This is a genomic window from Streptomyces sp. SID13726, from assembly GCF_010548375.1.
Classification (GTDB): Bacteria; Actinomycetota; Actinomycetes; order Streptomycetales; family Streptomycetaceae; genus Streptomyces.
Genome location: NZ_JAAGLY010000916.1, coordinates 1 through 379, shown reverse-complemented (window position 1 = coordinate 379; position 379 = coordinate 1). Strand labels below are relative to the sequence as shown.

Below are 379 nucleotides of genomic sequence, written 5' to 3'. Positions count from 1 at the left end.
GCGGCGCTGCCAGGTGGCCATCAGCGGGTGGGACACCAGCGGCAGCGCACCCGACGGCGTGTCACCGGGCCCGGCCGCCGGGGCAGTGGCGGCGACCGCCGCGGGCTCCTCGCGCAAGCCGGCGTCGCGCAGCAGCAGTTGGACCAGACCCGGTTCGAGGGTGAGCCCGGCGAGCTCCGCCGGGCGGGTGATCGACTCGCGCAGTTCGGCGACGGACATCGGGGGGAGGACGAACAGACCGTCGGTGCAGGCGGCGGCCAGTTCGGGCAGGTCCAGGCAGCTGCCGGTGAAGTCGGCCCGTACGCCGAGCACCACGACGGCCGGATCGGCCGTCGCCGGCTCCGGCCCCGCCGTGGCCAGGGTGCACAGGACGTGGACG

General features: G+C 76.3%; 1 protein-coding gene. It reads right to left on the bottom strand.

Translation table 11 applies throughout. The annotated features are described in order from the left end of the window. Window positions 1-379 (bottom strand): hypothetical protein (locus G3I78_RS50975; RefSeq protein ID WP_164437457.1); only part of this gene is annotated, 379 nt, incomplete at both ends.